14 protein-coding genes are annotated in these 16,223 nt (G+C 35.3%); 9 read left to right on the top strand and 5 right to left on the bottom strand.

Annotation, left to right across the window (positions count from 1 at the left end; translation table 11 throughout):
• Positions 1 to 253 precede the first annotated feature (253 nt).
• Complete coding sequence (def, locus tag RV14_RS09630; RefSeq protein ID WP_071856051.1) at positions 254 to 817, bottom strand: peptide deformylase; 564 nt, start codon at positions 815 to 817, stop codon at positions 254 to 256.
• Positions 818 to 1,064: 247 nt separating this feature from the next.
• Here def and rpsO point away from each other — a divergent pair, with 247 nt between their 5' ends.
• From rpsO to RV14_RS09610, 4 genes are all read left to right on the top strand, one after another.
• Positions 1,065 to 1,334 (top strand): 30S ribosomal protein S15, encoded by a 270-nt coding sequence (gene rpsO / locus RV14_RS09625; RefSeq protein WP_071856050.1) that lies wholly within the window; start codon positions 1,065 to 1,067, stop codon positions 1,332 to 1,334.
• 176 nt (positions 1,335 to 1,510) lie between these two features.
• Entirely contained in the window at positions 1,511 to 3,634 is a 2,124-nt protein-coding gene (gene pnp / locus RV14_RS09620; protein ID WP_071856049.1) for a polyribonucleotide nucleotidyltransferase, read from the top strand.
• Between the two features lie 317 nt (positions 3,635 to 3,951).
• Positions 3,952 to 4,209, top strand: coding sequence for a GlsB/YeaQ/YmgE family stress response membrane protein (locus tag RV14_RS09615; protein ID WP_071856048.1), 258 nt, complete (start codon positions 3,952 to 3,954; stop codon positions 4,207 to 4,209).
• A gap of 102 nt (positions 4,210 to 4,311) precedes the next feature.
• A complete protein-coding gene (locus tag RV14_RS09610) occupies positions 4,312 to 6,306 on the top strand; it encodes a KUP/HAK/KT family potassium transporter (protein ID WP_071856047.1) in 1,995 nt (664 codons plus the stop codon).
• A gap of 59 nt (positions 6,307 to 6,365) precedes the next feature.
• Here RV14_RS09610 and RV14_RS09605 read toward each other — a convergent pair whose 3' ends face one another.
• On the bottom strand, positions 6,366 to 7,295 hold the full coding sequence (locus tag RV14_RS09605) for a hypothetical protein (RefSeq protein WP_143139761.1): 930 nt from the start codon (positions 7,293 to 7,295) through the stop codon (positions 6,366 to 6,368).
• Between the two features lie 259 nt (positions 7,296 to 7,554).
• Here RV14_RS09605 and RV14_RS09600 point away from each other — a divergent pair, with 259 nt between their 5' ends.
• Positions 7,555 to 8,859, top strand: coding sequence for a hemolysin family protein (locus tag RV14_RS09600; RefSeq protein WP_071856045.1), 1,305 nt, complete (start codon positions 7,555 to 7,557; stop codon positions 8,857 to 8,859).
• Between the two features lie 55 nt (positions 8,860 to 8,914).
• On the opposite strand, the gene RV14_RS09595 is transcribed toward RV14_RS09600, so the two are convergent.
• From RV14_RS09595 to RV14_RS09585, 3 genes are all read right to left on the bottom strand, one after another.
• Positions 8,915 to 10,300 carry an MATE family efflux transporter gene (locus RV14_RS09595; protein WP_071856044.1) on the bottom strand — a complete coding sequence of 462 codons (1,386 nt, stop codon included), beginning with the start codon at positions 10,298 to 10,300 and terminating at the stop codon, positions 8,915 to 8,917.
• A 256-nt stretch (positions 10,301 to 10,556) separates the two neighbouring features.
• Positions 10,557 to 10,877 (bottom strand): DUF960 domain-containing protein, encoded by a 321-nt coding sequence (locus RV14_RS09590; protein ID WP_071856043.1) that lies wholly within the window; start codon positions 10,875 to 10,877, stop codon positions 10,557 to 10,559.
• A 219-nt stretch (positions 10,878 to 11,096) separates the two neighbouring features.
• Positions 11,097 to 11,699 carry a 50S ribosomal protein L25/general stress protein Ctc gene (locus RV14_RS09585; RefSeq protein WP_071856042.1) on the bottom strand — a complete coding sequence of 201 codons (603 nt, stop codon included), beginning with the start codon at positions 11,697 to 11,699 and terminating at the stop codon, positions 11,097 to 11,099.
• A 326-nt stretch (positions 11,700 to 12,025) separates the two neighbouring features.
• On the opposite strand from RV14_RS09585, the gene RV14_RS09580 reads away from it, so the two are divergent.
• The 4 genes from RV14_RS09580 to RV14_RS09565 all read left to right on the top strand — a co-directional run bounded on the left by RV14_RS09580 (position 12,026) and on the right by RV14_RS09565 (position 14,942).
• On the top strand, positions 12,026 to 12,742 hold the full coding sequence (locus RV14_RS09580) for a 16S rRNA pseudouridine(516) synthase (RefSeq protein ID WP_071856041.1): 717 nt from the start codon (positions 12,026 to 12,028) through the stop codon (positions 12,740 to 12,742).
• A gap of 12 nt (positions 12,743 to 12,754) precedes the next feature.
• Positions 12,755 to 13,450: a YjjG family noncanonical pyrimidine nucleotidase gene (locus tag RV14_RS09575; protein WP_071856040.1), complete on the top strand. Its 696-nt coding sequence runs from the start codon at positions 12,755 to 12,757 to the stop codon at positions 13,448 to 13,450.
• 96 nt (positions 13,451 to 13,546) lie between these two features.
• On the top strand, positions 13,547 to 14,185 hold the full coding sequence (gene udk, locus RV14_RS09570; protein ID WP_071856039.1) for a uridine kinase: 639 nt from the start codon (positions 13,547 to 13,549) through the stop codon (positions 14,183 to 14,185).
• Positions 14,186 to 14,342: 157 nt separating this feature from the next.
• Positions 14,343 to 14,942 (top strand): TVP38/TMEM64 family protein, encoded by a 600-nt coding sequence (locus RV14_RS09565; RefSeq protein WP_071856038.1) that lies wholly within the window; start codon positions 14,343 to 14,345, stop codon positions 14,940 to 14,942.
• The last annotated feature ends 1,281 nt before the right edge of the window (positions 14,943 to 16,223 follow it).

Genomic DNA, 16,223 nt, shown 5'->3' with positions numbered 1-16,223 from the left:
ACAAAAATTTGAAAAATAATTTTTGTGAAGTTTTTTCTGTTTTTAGAAGACGCTGTTTTTGTTTTCATCGCCTATTTAATTTCAAAGTATGGAGAGTGTTTTTAATTTTTATTTGTTTTAGTTTTGGAAATCTTTTTGGCATAAACTAATTTCAAGGATTGTTTGATGTGAAGCAAGTCCAGCTCTTAAAACGTGGAAGTTTTGAGGACTGGACGTTTAAATCAAATCATGTTCATCATTTTTTCCTTAAATTTTACTTGATGACCAGTACACCTTCTTTAAGTGCAAAGGGATTCTTTTCATTGATATGATCGTAAAACATTACACCATTAAGGTGGTCGATTTCATGTTGGACGACGATTGATTCGTAATTTTTCAGACGGATCTTATGAGGTTTACCGTCCATATCATAATAAGAAATCGTGATTTTTGCATGGCGAACCACATACCCCGGTACTTCTCGATCAACGGATAGACAGCCTTCACCTTCTCCTAGACATGCTTCTTGAATTGAATGACTGAGAATTTTTGGATTGTACATCACGGTACTTAACGTTGGTTCTGCTATTTCTGGATCAGAATTTGGTACATGTACAGCAATGATACGCTTTGAAATATCCAATTGAGGGGCAGCTAACCCAACGCCTCCTCTTAAATGTAGTTCTTCTGCCTTCTCAGGATCTTGACTGTTTTTTAGAAATTCTAGCATTTTTTTTCCTAAGACGATCTCTTCTTCTTTTAATGGAAGACAAACTTCTTCAGCAACTTCACGTAAAGTGGGATTTCCTTCGCGGATGATATTGTCCATTGTAATCATGAACGATGTACCCCTTTCTTTTGTGACTATTATTAGTCTATTTTCGCATTATAGTTTAACATAAATTTTAAAAAGTAGAAGAAAGATTGTTTAAAAACTTAAATTTCTTAATGTTTCTTTTCTTGATTTCTTGGATAGTTTCAGGTAAAGTATAACTGTGTGTACAAAGCACACTGCCTGTTACTTGGTTAAGCGAATCACCAACGTTTTACTCAGTCACAGGGGAAAATTGAAAGAGGTGAAAAAAATGGCAATTTCAAAAGAACGAAAAAATGAAATCATTAAAGAATATGCGCGCCATGAAGGGGACACTGGTTCTCCAGAAGTACAAATTGCTGTATTAACGGAAGAAATCAACCACTTGAATGAGCATGCTCGTGCGCATAAAAAAGATCATCATTCATATCGCGGTTTAATGAAAAAAGTTGGTCATCGTCGTAATTTGTTAGCTTATTTACGTAAGACTGACGTTCAACGTTACCGTGAATTGATCAAACGTTTAGGTCTACGCCGTTAATTTTAACAAGAGTGGGGTTCAAATGAATCTCACTTTTTTTAACTTATATAATACAACTATTCTCGTCAAAAGCATGCTAGACTCCTACTAACCAAATGAAAGCTGTTTAAGCTGTGTTTAATGGTTTTCATTTGTTTAGTAGCGTCTTGCTTTCACGAGAAAGAAAAGGAGCAGTTATGTCAGAAAAACAAGTATTCAAAACGACATGGGGAGGTCGTCTTTTACAGGTTGAAGTCGGCCAACTAGCAAAACAAGCGAATGGAGCTGTTTTAGTTCGCTATGGTGATACGGTAGTTTTAAGTGCCGCTGTTGCCTCAAGAGAAGCAAAAGATACGGATTTTTTCCCATTAACAATCAATTATGAAGAAAAAATGTATGCTGCCGGCAAAATTCCAGGAGGATTTATCAAACGTGAAGGTCGACCAAGCACAGAAGCAACGTTAACTGCGCGTTTAATTGATCGTCCGATTCGTCCAATGTTTGCTGAAGGATTTCGTAACGAAGTTCAGGTCACAAACATCGTCATGAGTGTCGAAACTGATTGTTCACCGGCAATGGCAGCAATGTTGGGTTCTTCTTTAGCACTTTCAATCTCAGATATCCCTTTTGATGGACCGATTGCTGGTGTTGAAGTCGGTCGTGTAAATGGCGAATATGTGATTAATCCGACGGTAGTGCAAGCAGAACAAACTGATATTGAATTAAGTGTAGCTGGTACAAAGCAAGCCATCAATATGGTTGAAAGCGGAGCAAAAGAAGTATCTGAAGAAGACATGTTGGGTGCATTGCTGTTTGGGTTTGAAGCAATCAAAGAATTAGTTGCTTTTCAAGAAGAAATTGTGCAAGCAGTCGGAAAAGAAAAAATGGAAGTTTCATTATTACAAGTAGATGCAGAATTAAAAAAAGAAATTTTTGATGCTTCCTATCAAACAATGAAAACGGCTGTAATGACAGAAGAAAAATTAGCGCGCGAAGAAAATATTGACCAAGTAAAAGTTGAGATTTGTGAGGCTTACGCAGAAAAATTTGCTGGTCATGAAGAAGAAGAACAATTGTTAAAAGAAGTAAAGCAAATTACAGAAGATTTAGAAAAAGATGTCGTTCGTGAATTAATTACAATTGACAAAATTCGTCCTGACGGTCGCAAGTTGGATGCAATCCGTCCGCTTTCTTCAGAAGTAGGATTGTTACCACGTGTTCATGGCTCTGGGTTATTTACTCGAGGACAAACGCAAGCATTGTCTGCTTGTACATTAGCTCCACTTGGCGAACATCAAATTATTGATGGACTAGGGGTGGAAGAAAGCAAACGATTCATCCATCACTATAATTTTCCGCAGTTTTCTGTTGGTTCAACGGGGCGTGCTGGCTCTCCCGGACGTCGTGAAATCGGACACGGAGCTTTAGGTGAACGTGCATTAGCGCAAGTGATTCCTTCAGAAGAAGATTTTCCTTATACGATTCGTTTAGTTGCCGAGGTGCTAGAATCAAATGGTTCTTCGTCACAAGCAAGTATTTGTGCAGGAACATTAGCTTTGATGGATGCTGGTGTACCAATCAAAGCACCAGTAGCTGGAATTGCGATGGGACTTGTGTCAGATGGTGAAAACTACACGATCTTGACTGATATTCAAGGCTTAGAGGATCATTTAGGAGATATGGATTTTAAGGTTGCTGGAACAAAAGAAGGAATTACTGCCCTTCAAATGGACATCAAAATTCAAGGAATCACTGAACAAATCTTAAAAGAAGCATTGGCACAAGCCAAAAAAGCTCGCATGGAGATCTTAGAAGAATTGACTTCAACGATTTCAACACCACGTGAAGAATTAAGTCCATATGCACCAAAAATTGAAATGATCCAAATCGAACCGACAAAGATTAAAGATGTAATCGGTAAAGGCGGCGATACGATTAATGGGATCATCGAAGAAACGGGAGTGAAAATTGATATCGATCAAGATGGCAAAGTAAGTATTGCTTCTTCAGACAAAGAAATGATTCAAAAAGCAATTAAAATTATTGAAGACTTAACAAAAGAAATAAAAGTCGGAGAAGTATACCTTGGCAAAGTTGTTCGTATTGAAAAATTTGGGGCTTTTGTCAACTTGATTAAAGGAAAAGACGGACTAGTTCATATTTCTCAGCTTTCAAATGAACGGGTGAATAAAGTAGAAGATGTGGTCAAGCTTGGGGATGAAGTTCTAGTAAAAGTGACTGAAATCGATAAGCAAGGACGCATAAACCTTTCAAGAAAAGCTATGCTAGCAGAAAATAGTCCAGAAAAAGCGACAAAATAACTCTTTAACGTAAGAAATGAGCAACCTAGAAAAATAGCCAGTGTGTTGTTTTTTGTTGAAAGGTTCAAACTTAAAAGAAAAAAGGGATTTTTGAGAAAGAAGATTGGTGTAGTTTGTTCAGTTTTGCTATTTCTTCTCTCGTTATTCATTTAATTATCAAGTGCAAGACAAAGGTTTATTTCTTTTGTCTTGCACTTTTTGTGTTTAATCAATATTTAGGCTTGTATAGACGCATTACTAGAATAAATGCTTAATTTTTATCTATTTTTCAAAATATCGTAAACTAAAGAAGGGTTGTTTATTAGGAGGAAAGTAGGATGATTCAATTTTTTCTGACATTGGTTGTAGGCGGTATTTTGGGATTGATTGCTAGCCTGATCTTAAATGAGGAAGTACCGGGTGGCGTTGCTGGAAATGCCGTTATTGGTTTTTTAGGTAGCTGGTTAGGAGAATTTTTCCTTGGTGATTTGGGCCCTTCTATCAGAGGATTTTATCTTATTCCTTCACTCATAGGAACGCTTTTTTGTTTGAGCTGTTATTCTTTTTTAGTAGACTATATTCGTCGACAGGATTAAGGGAAATCTTGTATAATTATTTGACACTGAAGAGGCGTTTTCTGAAGAATTAGAGAACAGGTAATACAAAATAGTGATTGCCAATAGAAAAGAGGGGGACATGTGTCTACAAAATACAATACGAAAAAAATTTCCATGGCTGGCCTTTTGGTTGCAATGGGAGTCGTTTACGGAGATATCGGTACGAGTCCATTATATGTAATGAAAGCTATCGTAGAAGATAACGGCGGTCTTCAAGGAATCAATCCGGAATTTGTGATTGGTTCAGTTTCATTGATTTTTTGGACGTTGACTTTACTTACTACAGTTAAGTATGTAGTCATTGCGTTAAATGCTGATAATCATGGAGAAGGAGGGATTTTTTCTTTATATACGCTAGTTAGAAAGGGTGGGAAATATTTAATTATACCTGCCATGATTGGCGGTGCAGCATTACTAGCAGATGGAGTGTTGATTCCTGCGGTTACTGTTACTACTGCTATTGAAGGATTAAGAGGAATTCCCCAATTTTTTGAACGCTTTGGGGACAACCAAAATATTATTGTTATTATTACATTAGTGATTCTTTTTGTATTGTTTATGGTCCAGCGCTTTGGTACAGAAATTGTTGGAAAAGCGTTCGGACCGATTATGTTTTTATGGTTTACTTTTTTAGGCATGATGGGATTAGTAAATTTTAGTCAAGATTGGACTATCCTTCGCGCGTTGAATCCCTTGTATGCTATTCAATTGCTTTTTAGTTCAGAGAATCATTTAGGCCTGTTCATTTTAGGAAACATCTTTTTGGCGACTACTGGAGCTGAAGCTTTGTATTCAGATTTGGGGCATGTTGGAAAATCGAATATCCGTTTTAGTTGGCCTTACGTTAAACTGTGTCTAGTATTAAATTATTTTGGTCAAGCGGCCTGGCTATTAAACGTGTATCAAAATCAAGAAATGCAGCAAATAGTTAATCTTAATCCATTTTTTCAGATGCTGCCCACCGGCTGGCTGGTGATTGGGGTGATATTTTCTACCATTGCTGCGATTATTGCTTCACAAGCGTTGATTACTGGTTCATTTACGTTAGTATCTGAAGCAATCAAATTGAAATTGTTACCGCGATTGAAAATCATGTACCCGGGTAGCAGCATTGGGCAAATGTATATTCCGGCTGTTAACTTAATTTTATGGCTTGCTTGTTCACTGATTGTTGTCACTTTCCGAACTTCTCACCATATGGAAGCGGCTTACGGTCTTGCTATTACCGTTACAATGTTGATGACAACTATTTTGCTTTATTTTTACTTGCTTCAAAATCATCATGCTAAATGGTTTGCTTGGCTCATTACGTTTTTTTTCGGTGCCATTGAGAGCGTTTTTTTTATTTCCAGTCTCGTGAAGTTTTTCCATGGTGGTTTTGTCGCTGTATTGATTGCTTTAGTTATTTTAGCAATCATGTTTATTTGGGAGCAAGGAAACATCATCCGAGAAGCAGCGGCAGAAGATGTTGCATTAAAAGACTACATTCCGCAATTAGCTCAATTAAGAGCAGACGATTCTTTGCCGCTTTATCAGACCAATGTTGTTTTTTTAGTTCCTGATATGACCAAAGGGAAGGTCGGTCGACAATTTGTTTATTCCATTCTTGATAAACGACCAAAAAGAGCGCGAGTTTATTGGTTTGTTCACGTAGAAGTAACGGATGAGCCTTATACGAGAGAATATCAAGTAGATATGATGGAGACAGACTTCGTTATACAAGTCAACTTATTTTTAGGATTTAGAGTGCAACAAGAAATCAATGTATATATTCGCCAAGTTATTCACGACTTAATGAAGCAAGGTCGATTAGCCAAACAACCACAAACTTATTCTTTAACGCCGGGAAGAGAAGTCGGAGATTTTCAATTTATTTTAATTGATGAAGTTGTTTCAAATGTTACCACACTTGGGAAATGGGAGCGCCAGATCATGCAGGCAAAACTTGCAATTAAAAAAATTGCTACGACACCAGAAACGTGGTTTGGATTAGAATACAGTGAAGTAAAGCACGAGACAATTCCTTTACTTATTGGTTTGACTCGAAAGACATGGTTAAAAGAACGTAAGAAATAACTTAAAACTAGTAGTGAGTAAGAACGTTTCAATAGGTTCTTACTCACTCTTTTTGCAGTTTAATGATTTCGATCCGATATCTTTTTTTGTTGTCTCACTGATACATGATTTGTTGATTGCTCTTGTGCTTGTAATTTTTTGAAATAAATAGAATTTGGATCACGTTTAATTTCATTTTGCAATGCTTTTGCGTAGGCTATTTTTTTTTGTATTCGTATTTCATTTTTGTAGTTTTCTTGATATTTCTCAACGTCTAATTGATGCTGTGCTAAGGCTTTTTTAATAATTATAGGGTAGAATTCTTTTTCTATATGTTCAGGTAGCTGCATTTGTTTAAAGACACTATCAATCGCTTGCTTATCACATAACTTCTCCAGCATTGGATTTAATTTGTACACGAGGGCTAAACAAATTCGATTTGTTTTAATGAATTTGTTGGCTAGTTCTATCCGATTGATCGATTCAGGTAAATTTAGATGATCGATAATTGATTTAATACCTTTGGCATCACGTCTACCATTACAAATTACCGTAAAATCGTTGTCTGTATTATGGCCTTTTAAAAGGTCATTGCAGCCTTTTTCTGCAAGAATTTGATTGAAATTTTCGATTATTTCTTCACGGAGTGTTTTATTTTTTTGAATTAACCTGTTTGTTGCTTTTTGACGATCAATTGAGGGTGGCAATTCTAATTTTTTCATGATAAAGGCGATTGTTTCTGCATCATGAAACCCATTAGCAAGGAATTTGAATGCTGTGGCTTCCCCGTGTTCTTTAATAAGATCATTAAATGATTCAACCTCAAGTTCTCGCATACCTATATTTGTTTTGTTATTTTTAATTAATTGGCTTGTTTTTTGTTGACGATCAATCCATGGCGGTAGTTCTAAGTTTTTCATGATAAAAGTGATCGTTTTTTCGTCATAAAAGTTAGTGGCAAGAGAGGCAAAGGCAGCATCTAGCCCTTGCTCTTCAATTAGCTTTTCCATTTTCTTTAATCGTTTACGGTTTTTTTTTGTCTTTTTTTCCTCAAAAAGCTTTTCCATTTAGTTACTCCTTTGAATTCTTTTTATTACAAACTCATTGTAATAAAAAGAATTCAAGCCTATAAACTTATTTTTTATTTGACAAGAATTTTTTGAAGTATTCGGATTTTTCTCCTCATGAATGACTTGTTTTACAACCTTATTTTTACCCAAATTTTTTAAAAAAGAGGTACAATAAAAAGGAAAAGAGAGGTGAAAATTTATGGTATTTAACTTCATCATATTATTTTTGATGATCGTTGTGACTTCGTTTTTTGTGGCAAGTGAATTTGCTTTAGTAAAAATACGGCGTTCACGTTTGGAACAATTGGAAAAAGAAAACGTAAAAAATGCTAAATTAGCGTTACATGTCACCCATCATTTAGATAACTATTTATCAGCGAGCCAATTAGGGATCACATTAACCGGTTTGATCATTGGATGGGTCGGCGAAGGATCGGTAGCGGCGCTATTAGAACCTTGGATCGGTCGACTAGCGTTTAGTTCTGCATTAAGCAGTACGATCTCTGTCACTTTAGGATTTATTTTAGTCACATACATCGATGTAGTGATCGGCGAGCTTTTGCCTAAAAGTTATAGCATTGTAAATACAGAACAAGTAGTCTTGTTTGTGGTGCGTCCACTGCATTATTTTTATAAATTAATGTTTCCATTCATCTGGATACTCAATCATTCAGCGGCATCGCTTGGTAAACTTTTAGGAGTCAAGTTGGTTTCAGAAGGAGAAGAGACTCTATCACAAGAAGAGTTGACGCTGGTGGCTTTAGATTCTTATGAAAAAGGAGAACTAACCAAAGAAGAATATCATTATTTAGAAAATGTTTTTGAATTTGATGATACATTAGCTAAAGATATTCAAGTCGATCGAACATCCATGCAAGTCTTTGATGCATCAGAGACAGTCCAAGAAGCAATTCAAGCGTCTATTGAACGAGGACACACACGTTATCCTGTAATTTCAGAATCAAAAGACAATATTCTTGGCTATGTAACATTACCAGAATTAATTAAACAATCTTTTAAAGATGATCAATTACCGGTAGAAGAATTGGTTGAAGAGCCAATCGTTGCGGTGGAAACCATTCCTATCAAAAAATTGCTAACAATCATGCGCAAAAAAGGAAAGCACATTGCTATTTTAAAAGATGAATATGGGGGAACAAGTGGGTTGGTGACGATTGAAGATATCTTAGAAGAAATTGTAGGAGAAATTCGTGATGAAACAGATTTAGATGAAGCTTTAATCGCTAAACAAAATGATGGCAGTTACATTGTATCGGGGAAGCTAACCTTGGATGATTTTGAGCGTTATTTTGATCTTTCTATTCCTGAATTTGCTCAATCTTCTTTTATTACATTGGCTGGCTTTATGTCTTATTATGAAAAGAATGTTGAGACAGGAACGGTCATTCAACTCCAAAATTTTCAATTTACAGTTTTAGAATATAATCATGCGCATATTGATTATTTCAAAGTAATCAAAGCCTTTGTGAAAAAAGATAAGTAAAAAAGAGCGTTTCTCTCGGCTTTGAGTAGAAACGCTCTTTTATGTTTAAAGAAGTTTAATGAACTGTTTCATAATGTATTTCAGCACCATCCAATGAAAAATGCTGTTCATTGTCTAATTGTTTTAATCGTTTCATTGAACGAAGATAAGAATAAAGTAAAACAGCAACTGAACCTGCCCATGCAAGAGGAGAAGCAGCAGCAGCGCCCGTATAACCTAATAAACCAGTTAAAATAATCGCTGCAAAAGAACGCATGATTAATTCCATCATTCCCGCAAGTGTTGGTATTTTGCTTTGACCAAGTCCTTGCAATGTGTAACGCAAGATGAACAAAATCGCTAAGATCCAATACAATGAACCGTTGATATTGAAATAGGTTTGTGCTAGTTCAAAAACACGAGTTTCAGTAGGTGAAACGAACAACTGCATGAGAGAATGACCAAAGAAAATCACAATGGCTCCAGCAACTAAGCTAAAACCCATACTCATCATCAGTGTTTGCTTGACTCCTTTTAAAATTCGACCATATTCCTTTGCTCCATAATTTTGAGCAGTAAATGTAGCCATCGCGATCCCAAAAGACATCATTGGTTGATTTGCAAATTGGTCAATACGACCTGCTGCAGCTTGGGCAGCTACAACATCTGTTCCTAAACTATTTAAAGCAGCTTGTAAGACAATGGCACCAATCGCAATAATAGAAGATTGAAAGGCCATGGGTAAAGCAGCATTTAAATGAACTTGAATTTCATCTTTATGAAATTTGAAATCTTTTTTACGTAATTGTAATAACGGAATTTTTTTCTTAATGTAGATCAAACATAATAAACTAGAACAAACTTGGGCAATGACAGTAGCAATTGCCGCTCCTTCGACCCCCATACCAAAAGCAATAATAAAAATTAAATCAAGTATCACATTGATAATGACTGCAATAATTAAGAAGAAAAGTGGTGTTCGACTATCTCCCAGTGCGCGAATGACATTAGACAACAGATTAAAACTCATTGATGCAAAAATTCCCAATAAAATAATGGAAATAAATGTTTGTGCTTGATCAATAATTTCTACAGGCGTTTGCATCAATTGAAGCATCGGACGAATAAATACTAAACTAAGGACAGTTAAAACGATAGTGACAACCAAACTTATGACAACACTTGCAGCAAAACTTTTCTTAAGCCCGCGATAATCTTTTGCACCATAACGTTGAGCAGTAATAATGGCTAACCCAGCAGTTAACCCTTGGGCAAAACCAATGATCAAGAAGGTTAAACTTCCAGTAGCACCAACAGCGGCTAACGCGTTTTTTCCTAATGTCTGTCCAACAATGATCATATCAACCATATTATAAAACTGTTGAAAGACATTACCAATAAGTAAAGGAACGGTGAACATCAAAATTAGTTTAGCAGGACTTCCTTTTGTTAAATCGCGCATCTTTTAAACTCCTTATTGTCTATGAAATTTAGTTAGTAGTATATAGCGTTTATCCTAAGAATACCAATTAGAAATCAATGAAAAAACGAAGTGTTTTCTTTAGTTTTATTCCTTGAAATTTTCATAAATAATTTCAATAAAACACATCATAAAATAAGCCAAGAGCAATCACGAACAAATTCAATGAATTAATTCAAACGATCAACTGCTTGGCCTAGTTCCATCAATCAAAGAGAACAACTATTGTTGCCTCTTACTACTGTTTTATCTCACTTGGCAAAAGAATGGTTTCTTTTGTTCCATCATCATATACATATATTTGGTTGGGAAAGCCTGAATAATAGGAGAATGGCAGGTCAATTGCCATTTCGATCTCACTTTCTCTTGGAGAAAAGTACAACGTCACTTTCCCATGATTATCGATTAAATCAAAGGCTAAAATAGGATCTAAAGGAATAACTCCCTTAAGGTCTAGGTCAATAATCAACCAGATACTATCAATCAATTCATCTGGCAAACTCGATACAACGCCTATTGAGGCATATCGGTTGCGACGATTGTCAAAGTTTTCAAACATCTGTTTAACCTCCTTTGTTTTATCGAATAGATAGCGATCATCTTTTCGTCTAGGATAAACGAATTTTACTTACTGTAACGAGGATTCATTCTAATAAAGTTTTTAAAAAAATGCAACAAAAATCGCATACTTTTTTTAAAAATATAAGATTTATTTAAGAAAAGAAAAAGCGTGTCAAAAGCGAAGTTTACCAACGCTTTTGGCACGAGTAAATTCGTCCTATTCTTCCGTTGAACCCGTCACTTCTGGTTGGCTTTCTCCAATTTCAGTTTCATCTGCTGATGCTGTAATCGCTGCAATTTGTTCTTCGCTGTTAGAAACGACTGCATAGTCGCTGTTCTTAGGTAAATCGGCAACGGTAATCGCAGCGCCTAAATCTAAATTAGTGACGTCGACTTCAATGCGTTCAGGTAAATTGTTTGGTGTAGCAGAAACCATAATTGTGTAGAGATGTTGCGCTAATGTACCACCGTTTTTCACACCAACTGCCTCACCGACAAGTACAATTTCTGTTTCAGCTTCTGTTTCTTCGGTCATATTAACAGATAAAAATTCTACATGTTCAAAATGATTAGTAAAAGTGTTTTTTTGAACTTTATGGACTAAAGTGTTGACTTTATTTCCAGCGATATCCATTGTGATAACAATATTTGCACCATTTTCACGTAATATTTTATTAAGCAGTTGTTCATCGATAGAAATTGGCGTACTTTCAACATTGTACCCACAAACGACTGCTGGCACTTTGCCTTCATGACGCAATTTGTTTCTCAACGAACGGGGGCGCACTTCTCTTTTACTTACTTCTAATGATACTGACATAACCAAAATTCCTCCTTAAAATGGACTGTCGGCAAAAGAACTGACAGCTTTTATTTAAGTGAACTTTCCATGGCTATTCTCTTGCACATTATTGGCTAGGGCGCTTAAAAAAACGCAAAAAGACAGATGCGCGCATCTGCCTTTAGAAAGTCAGGATTCAACTTTTCTCCACCAGGTTATTACGCTGTGTATGAGAAATCCAATTCACTTTACTTATTAACCGTAGCGCTAATTCAACATTAAGTCAAGGGTTAACAACCACTTTGTTATTTGCAGCACTTTGTTTTCAGGTTATAATGCTTGTTAGGATAGGAAAGGAAATTGACATGCGTCTAGACAAATTAATTGAAGAAACGCTGCAAACTACTCGCAAAGAAATGAAACGATTATTTGCAGCAAAACAAGTTAAAATAGATGGACAGATTGAATTTTGCCGTAATCGCAACGTCGATAGTCTCCTGCATGAGATTGAAGTTTCCGGTCAACGCTTAGCTACTCATGAGGTTTATTATTTAATGAACAAACCTATTGGTGCCGTAACTGCAGTAAAAGATACAACAAAAATGACGGTGGTGGATTTGATTGCTTCGGCTGATCGCACACAACCAGTCTATCCGGTGGGGCGCCTTGATCGAGATACAACAGGGTTATTATTGTTGACTTCCAATGGCCAGTTAGGTTATGAGATGCTTTTGCCGGAAAAGAAAGTATTAAAAGTGTATGAGGCTCATATCAATGAACCTGTTACACTATTAGATGTAGAGGCTTTTCAAAAAGGAATTATTTTTGAGGATGGGAATCGTTGTCTTCCTGCTCAGTTAGAGATTGTTAAAACAAATAAAAAGAGCAGTGTGGTGCGGGTAACGATACAAGAAGGGAAATTTCATCAAGTAAAAAAAATGTTTCTTGCTTGTGGAAAGAAAGTTACAAAATTAAAACGGCTTAGTATGGGACCTTTGAAACTGGATACGCAGTTAAGAGATGGGGAATACCGCTCACTGAAATTAAGCGAATTGAAGCAATTAGAAAAATATTTTAAATAGGAGAAAAAACAAATGAACTATAAAACAGTATTATTTGATGTAGATGATACATTGCTTGATTTCCAATTGACACAAGCAAAAGCTTTAAATGAGTTATTTGCAGAGCAAGGGATTGAATTAACGCCAGAAATAAAAATGAGTTATAAAGCATTAAATCATCACTTGTGGCGTGAATTTGAAAAAGGGCATATGACAAGAGAAGAAGTTACTGGCAGCCGTTTTGGTTTGTTGTTTCAACAGTTTGGAAAAACAATTGATAGCTTAGCGATGGAAAAACGCTACCGATACTACTTGAATCAAGGGCACGATATTATTGAAGGTAGTCGCGAGTTATTGGAAACATTGGCTTTACAGGCTGATTTATATGTTGTAACAAATGGAGTAGCAAAGACACAGTATCAACGATTAGCAGATGCAAAAATACTTGATTATTTTAAAAAGATTTTTATTTCTGAAGAGGTGGGGGCACAAAAGCCAATGAAGGCTTTTTTTGACTATATATTTTCACATATCCCGAATTTTGAAAAAAAGAAAACGGTGATTATTGGTGATTCGTTAACTTCAGATATTAAAGGTGGAAACTTGGCAGGAATTGACACCATTTGGTTCAATAAAAATAATTTGCCAGAAGTTCCTGAAATTGCGCCAACTTATCGAATTGATTCATTAAAAGAACTTTACCCTATCTTGGAAATGACAAAGTATTAATTTTCAGAAAAAGATAGTATTTTCGGATAATTTCGCTATAATAGATAAGAATGCAAAAACGGATATGAAAAATGGATATGAAAGAGGTTTTAGCCAATGACAAAAAGCAAACCAATTATCATTGGTGTGACGGGTGGTTCAGGAAGCGGAAAAACGAGTGTTAGTCGTGCCATTTTCAATCATTTTCCGGATCATTCCATCATGATGCTTGAACAAGATTCTTATTATAAAGACCAAAGTCATTTAAGCTTTGAAGAGCGATTGAATACGAATTATGACCATCCTTTTGCTTTTGATAATGATCTACTGATTCAACATGTGAAAAAACTGTTGAACTATCACACCATTGAAAAACCAGTATATGATTATGTTGCTCATACAAGAAGTCAAGCAACGATTATTCAAGAGCCCAAAGAAGTAATTATACTAGAAGGCATTTTAATCTTAGAAGATGAAAAGCTACGTGATCTGATGGATATTAAAGTATATGTGGATACGGATGATGATATACGAATCATTCGACGAATTAAACGCGATATGGAAGAACGTGGTCGAACGTTAGATTCTGTTATTGAGCAATATTTAACAGTGGTTAAACCCATGTACCATCAATTTATTGAACCTACCAAGCGTTATGCCGATATTATCGTGCCAGAAGGCGGCGAAAATCATGTAGCGATTGATTTGATTACAACAAAAGTTGCTAATTTTTTGGATCATAAATTTGGATCATAAATAAAGTAACCCGGCTACTTCCAATAAGTCGAAGAATCACGAAGATAGGGAAGCTATTTTCGTTTCTTCGACTTATTTCTCAAAAGAAGAAGTTTATCTACGCACCCTATTTTTATCTATTGGAAAAGCCTTAAATTAAAAAATGGAGAGACCTGCAATGGAAAAGAAAAGGAATTTACACAAGTATATACAAATCATCCCGATTATTGGCGTATTATTTTTTTTAGTGCTAGTTATTTGGGCTTACCAGCACGGCATTTTTGAATCGACGGATTCTTTGCAACGATTTATCCAGCAATTTGGCGGATATGCAGTAGGTATTTTCGTTGTGTTGCAGATTGTACAAGTGATTATTCCAATCTTACCGGGAGGAATTTCTTCAGTAGTGGGCTTATTGATGTTTGGTAACTTTTTCGGGTTGCTTTATAGCTGCATCGGTTTAATCATTGGTGAAGTCATTGGTTTTTTATTGGTACGTTATTATGGCGTAAGCTTTGTGCGATTGATTCTTTCTCCCAAAAAATATCAAAAATTTGATCAATTAGTAACAAAAAAAACAAAAGATATTAAAAAGATTTTATGTGTGACATTACTCATTCCTTTTGCGCCTGATGACTTAGTTTGCTTAGTAGCTGGGCTATCCAAATTATCTTTTAAAGATTATATACAGATTATTATTCTTTTAAAACCATGGTCTGTGGGAATTTATAGTATGCTCATGCTGTTCTTATTTCAGAAAGCACAAGGACATTTTTAGTGTAAAAAGCCCTGCATTGAAAAACTAAAATAGCTATCAGTACAAGAAGAGTGGTATATGTGTCGTGAAAAAATTTGATTAAAAGTTTTCACTTCATTGATTGATGAATCTTCTTAACAGGTAGAAAATAAAAAATATTCGCATAATTTGCATAAATAGAGGAGATGTGTTAGAGTAACGTTATGCGACGAGTCGAGAAGGCCTCTGAAGACAGATGTGCCTAATTGATTTTGGCGACATAAGATAATGATACGTAAATTATCACCTGCCGGAATGCAGGAATGTCGGGCAAGACTTTTGTGGAGAAGGACTTGCCTACTTGTAAATGAAGATTTCAAGTACCTACCAATGAAAGATAAAGCCGGTCCACTCAAGTAAAAAAAGTCACTCAATTTGTTTGAGTTTCTTTGCGTTTACCTTGAGGGAGCGGCTTTTATTGTTGTTCATATTTATTTTTTTGGATAATATGTACACGATTTATTATTTATAAAATACTATGTAAGCGGATATAGAAAAGGAATGGTTAAAATATGATCACTATGACGCGATTCTTTATGCAAAGATCATTTTCAAAAAAGAAGAAGATTCACAAAAATGCAAAGAATTTAATTATGAAGAAGATGATGATTAGAATTGATATACGCTACTTGATTTGTAATAAGTTGAATTTTTTACCAATGGTATGTTGAGAAAGCAAGCTATTGGTATACGAATAATTTTATAGCTAGTAAAAAGCAAGCAGGTGAATAAATAAATCATTTTTTACATGAATTATTCTTATAAAAGATGGAAAATAGGATCAGTTAGATTTTGTTATCTATCTTTTAATTTAAGATTTAATGAGCGTAAAATTTAACACAGCAAATCGCTTCTTTTTTTGATCATAAATCGACCATAAACAAAAGCTTTCATTTTTTGATCTTTCATGAAATAAATTGGTAAAATTGGTGTTCTATTGGTAGATGACTAATGCTTTTTTGTTTTGTAAAGGGAGTTTATTGCTTTTTTCAATCTCTTCTTTTATTCGGTATGTTTGTAAATACTTGTAAGATGAAGGACGGTCTTTTTTTTTCAGTAAAACAAGCTTCAGGCAATATTTCAACGGCTTCCATCACTTGCGGATTAACACGAGGAGGAAAATCAGTACACGCATCAAAAGAGGTTTCTTTTGTATACACTAAATGAATGTCTTGGGTTAATTGATATAAGTGGTTAAATTTTTTAAACAGTGTTTCGCGTTTTTTTGTAATTATATTAATTCTTGGTTGCGTTGTTCAGAAC

Origin of the sequence: Enterococcus ratti (assembly GCF_001886195.1) — a bacterium.
Classification (GTDB): domain Bacteria; phylum Bacillota; class Bacilli; order Lactobacillales; family Enterococcaceae; genus Enterococcus_B; species Enterococcus_B ratti.
Note: the sequence above shows the minus strand (reverse complement) of the source record. Positions and strands in the feature narration are given on the sequence as shown.

Excerpts from the sequence above, each read along its gene's own strand:
- RV14_RS09590 (WP_071856043.1), bottom strand. The coding sequence starts at position 10,877 with ATGTTTGAAAACTTTGACAATCGTCGCAACCGATATGCCTCAATAGGC.
- RV14_RS09565 (WP_071856038.1), top strand. The coding sequence starts at position 14,343 with ATGGAAAAGAAAAGGAATTTACACAAGTATATACAAATCATCCCGATT.
- udk (WP_071856039.1), top strand. The coding sequence starts at position 13,547 with ATGACAAAAAGCAAACCAATTATCATTGGTGTGACGGGTGGTTCAGGA.
- def (WP_071856051.1), bottom strand. The coding sequence starts at position 817 with ATGATTACAATGGACAATATCATCCGCGAAGGAAATCCCACTTTACGT.
- RV14_RS09600 (WP_071856045.1), top strand. The coding sequence starts at position 7,555 with ATGGTATTTAACTTCATCATATTATTTTTGATGATCGTTGTGACTTCG.
- RV14_RS09595 (WP_071856044.1), bottom strand. The coding sequence starts at position 10,300 with ATGCGCGATTTAACAAAAGGAAGTCCTGCTAAACTAATTTTGATGTTC.
- pnp (WP_071856049.1), top strand. The coding sequence starts at position 1,511 with ATGTCAGAAAAACAAGTATTCAAAACGACATGGGGAGGTCGTCTTTTA.
- rpsO (WP_071856050.1), top strand. The coding sequence starts at position 1,065 with ATGGCAATTTCAAAAGAACGAAAAAATGAAATCATTAAAGAATATGCG.
- RV14_RS09615 (WP_071856048.1), top strand. The coding sequence starts at position 3,952 with ATGATTCAATTTTTTCTGACATTGGTTGTAGGCGGTATTTTGGGATTG.
- RV14_RS09605 (WP_143139761.1), bottom strand. The coding sequence starts at position 7,295 with ATGGAAAAGCTAATTGAAGAGCAAGGGCTAGATGCTGCCTTTGCCTCT.
- RV14_RS09585 (WP_071856042.1), bottom strand. The coding sequence starts at position 11,699 with ATGTCAGTATCATTAGAAGTAAGTAAAAGAGAAGTGCGCCCCCGTTCG.
- RV14_RS09575 (WP_071856040.1), top strand. The coding sequence starts at position 12,755 with ATGAACTATAAAACAGTATTATTTGATGTAGATGATACATTGCTTGAT.
- RV14_RS09580 (WP_071856041.1), top strand. The coding sequence starts at position 12,026 with ATGCGTCTAGACAAATTAATTGAAGAAACGCTGCAAACTACTCGCAAA.